This window comes from Acidobacteriota bacterium (assembly GCA_022340665.1).
In the GTDB taxonomy this organism is placed as follows: domain Bacteria; phylum Acidobacteriota; class Thermoanaerobaculia; order Thermoanaerobaculales; family Sulfomarinibacteraceae; genus Sulfomarinibacter.
The window spans coordinates 1-3,366 of the sequence record JAJDNM010000113.1 but is presented as its reverse complement, the minus strand read 5'-3'; the positions used below and the strand labels follow the sequence as shown (position 1 = coordinate 3,366).

Genomic DNA, 3,366 nt, shown 5'->3' with positions numbered 1-3,366 from the left:
CATGGCACCCATGCAATGGTGAACGTGGCACCCATACTGGCGCCCATGTTCAGGTTCACCGGTTCATTCGGGTGAGCCATGAGTTCTCTCCTCGATCTCCTCGAGCGCCTGCTTGCAGACCTTCTTCTCGGCCGTGATGCGGTCGAACATCCCCTTGGCGACCAGCGAAAGACCCATAGTGGCGATCGCAGCCCCGGTCGAGACCACCGCCTCTGCTTCCTTGAGCTGCAGCGACGGATCCGACAGGGTCCCGCCGAGCCTGATGTAGGGATTGGTGATCATGCTGGCCGAGATTCCAACGCCCTTGCGCGGTTTGGTGATCCACTCGAGGTTGAGCTTTTCAGTCCGAAGGTCGATCTTTCCGTTGCCGAGGAGGGTCATCTTGTCGCTCTGGAAGGCCATCGGATCGAGCTTGCCAATGCCGTCCTCAAAGCGCAGGAGTGCGACCCCGCACTCCAACTCAGTCGTGGGATCCTCCTTGGCAAAAGGGTTGAACGCCTGTATCAGGCTAAACAGAATATCCGCGGTCACCCGGTCGAGTGCGCTGCTGTCCATCACGCCCCTGCCGATCACCAGCTGCACCGCGCCGTGAGTCGAGCTGGCGAGTTCGTGGGGCGTCGCGCCGATGGCCCCGAGATCGATGTCGATATCGATGGGTGGGCGCTGCAGGAGCTGTGTGACGGCGTCGGGAGGGTCGAGACGGACGTTCCGGAGTGAGATGTTGGTCTCGAACCGATATTCTCCTTGGATCGGTTCGAGGAGCAGCGAACCGGTCATTCTGCCCTCGCCACGACCGGACGCCGCTGCCCGATCGATCTCGAGCCGGCCGTTTTCGAGGTGCGCGTCGGCTGTGAAATTCCGGAAGTTATTCGTCCGGAGACGCAGCTCTTCGATACTGATGGCCACCTCTGCATCCGCCGCCTGCAGCCACGCCAGCGCCATCGGTTCGTCGGGTATCAGGAGGGTGCCTTTTGCCCCCGTCTCTTTTGCCGCCTCTCCCCTCTGAGCGGTGGCGTCTTCCGCGACATCGAGCTGCTCCCGGAGGTGGCTGAGGTCCAGGACCCGCGAGATCAAACGTGCGTCGACAGCTGGCTTGCCCGTAATGTCGACTGTGAAGACGCCCTCAACGTCGCTGCCTCCGAATGTGAGCTTGAAATCTTGGGTCGAAAAAAGCTCCGGTGTGCCGCTGAATCGCCCGTGAAGTGTGAATGGCTTGTCCGGAAGGTCCGGAATCCCGAAAAGCGTCTCGTAGAGATTCGCGTCGGGACCGGAGGCACGGATCTCCAGGTCGGTGCCGATGAACTTCGGCATTTCGCCGAGAGAGCCGTTGATCGCCGCGCGGTACTCGCCGAGGCGAGCTGAGATCTCGTGGAATCGATAAACCGCAGCGTGCCGCTCGACGTGGCCGTCGAGTTCGAAAGGCGCCGTCGGCATTGTCGCTCGTGACATCGCGCTCAACAGTGAAGCGTCGGGCCCGTCGATGTCGAACCTGAGGTCGCTGCCCAGGTATTCTGGTGGCGATCCAAGCCTCCCGGTCACCGAGGCACGTGCATCGCCCAGCGTTGCCTCGACGTCTCGCAGCTCGTAACCCGAATCGTCGATCACCACCTGTCCGGAGAGGGTGTAGGGCTCGGCAGGGAGTTCGGGAAGTTCGACGAAGTTGGTCAGAAGGCGGCCCACTTCACCCAGGTCGGAACCATCGAATTCGATGATGAGATCGGTTCCGGCGAGATTTTCGGATGGCGACAGAGTCCCGCTGACCGTGGCGCGGTTGTCCTGCACCTCGGCGATGATTTCGTCCAACAGGTACAACCCGTCAACCACCCGCAACCCGCCGGCCACCGAGAACCGAGCGTCCGGGAGATTTGGCAGATTCAGGTAGGGGCCGAGGTCTGCGATTCGCGATCCTCGAGCGGTGATCGCGAGCTTCGTGCCGTTGAGTACGGGAGGCCGACCAACGAAGCCGTCACCGTGAGCCTCGATATCGCCGACCACCGCATGAAAACCGTCAAGTCGATAACCCGACTCTTCAACGCGGACCCGCGTATCGATGCTGAGCGGGTCACTGGGCAAACCCGTGATGCCGGCGATCGACGCCGAATGCGACAGGTCCGGGTCCTCGACCTCGATCTCGAGATCGCTGCCGGTCAGCCTCGGTGGGGGACCCACATAGCCGTCCGCCTTCACCGCGAGGTCGCCGAGAATGGCCGTTACATCGTTTACGCGATAGCCCTGTTCGAGCACCCTGAGCCGCCCCTGGATGCTGAGGGTTTCAGGTGGAATTCCGGAAATGTTGGCCATCGCCGCCAAACGGGAGGCGCTGGGTGAGTCGGCCGCTATTCGAAGGTCGCTGCCAGCGAAGCCTGCCTCTGTCCTGAGATGTCCGTCGATCTCGACGGTGGTGTCGCCGAGGCGTGCACGAACCGCTTCGAGAGTGATAGCGCCTTCTCCCTCCTTCAGCTTGCCGTCGATCTCGAACGGCTCGGCGGGTAGGACGGTGCCGGCGAGTTCCTGGAAGTGGGCGAGGTTCGGTCCGCTGCCCTTGACGGTGAGGGCAGTTCCCGCGTACTCGGGCGGATCGCCGACAATGCCGTCGACCTCGAGGTCGGTGCGACCGATCCGGGCTTCGAACCCCTGGACATTGACTCCGTCTTTGAGACGGACGAGACGGCCGGCGACCGAGAAACTGTTGCGCGGGAGCTTGAGGCCGGCGAGTGCGGCAATCGATGCGATGTCCGGCCCGTTGCCGTCGAAAGTGAAATCGGTGCCGAGCATGAGCGGTGGTTCGCCCACAACGCCATGTGCCGACAGAGAGTTGTCGCCAACCCGCACCTCGACGTTGTCGCAGGTGAGCGGAAACCCGGACCACAACACGCGCCCTGAGACAGAGAACGGATTGCTCGGAAGACCTTCGACACCAGTGAGCGTGCCGACGGCCGCCACGTCGGGTCCGGAGAGGTCGACAGTGACGTCGAGGACAGCGGGTCTGGCGAGCGAATCGACCGTGCCCGAGACCTCGGTGACGATCTCACCCGCCGAGGCGACCAGTTCAAAATAAGATCCACTGGCCGCCGCCCTCACCTCCAGCTCGACCTCGAAGGCGTCTCTCGGCAGGCCTGACAGATCGAAGGTTTCGGCGACCAACGCGAGGTCCGGCCCGAGCAACTCAGCCGTCAGGTTCGCGCCGCCAAGCGTCCTGAGGTCTGCGATTTTTCCGGCGGTCTCGAACTCCATATCTCCGAGCTGTCCCGAAAGGTCGTGCTCGACGGTGGCGGCGTTGATCAGGCCGATGAGGGTGCCGAGCCGCCCCGAGATCTCGACCGGCTTCTCTTCGAGAGTGCCCGACAGGTCGAGGTCGAGCATGCC

Annotated in this window: 1 protein-coding gene; it reads right to left on the bottom strand. The window is 62.9% G+C overall.

Annotated elements, in window-relative coordinates; genetic code table 11:
* Positions 1-63 precede the first annotated feature (63 nt).
* Positions 64-3,366, bottom strand: a 3,303-nt coding sequence (locus LJE93_12850) for a hypothetical protein (protein MCG6949793.1), incomplete at its 5' end; no start/stop codon positions are given.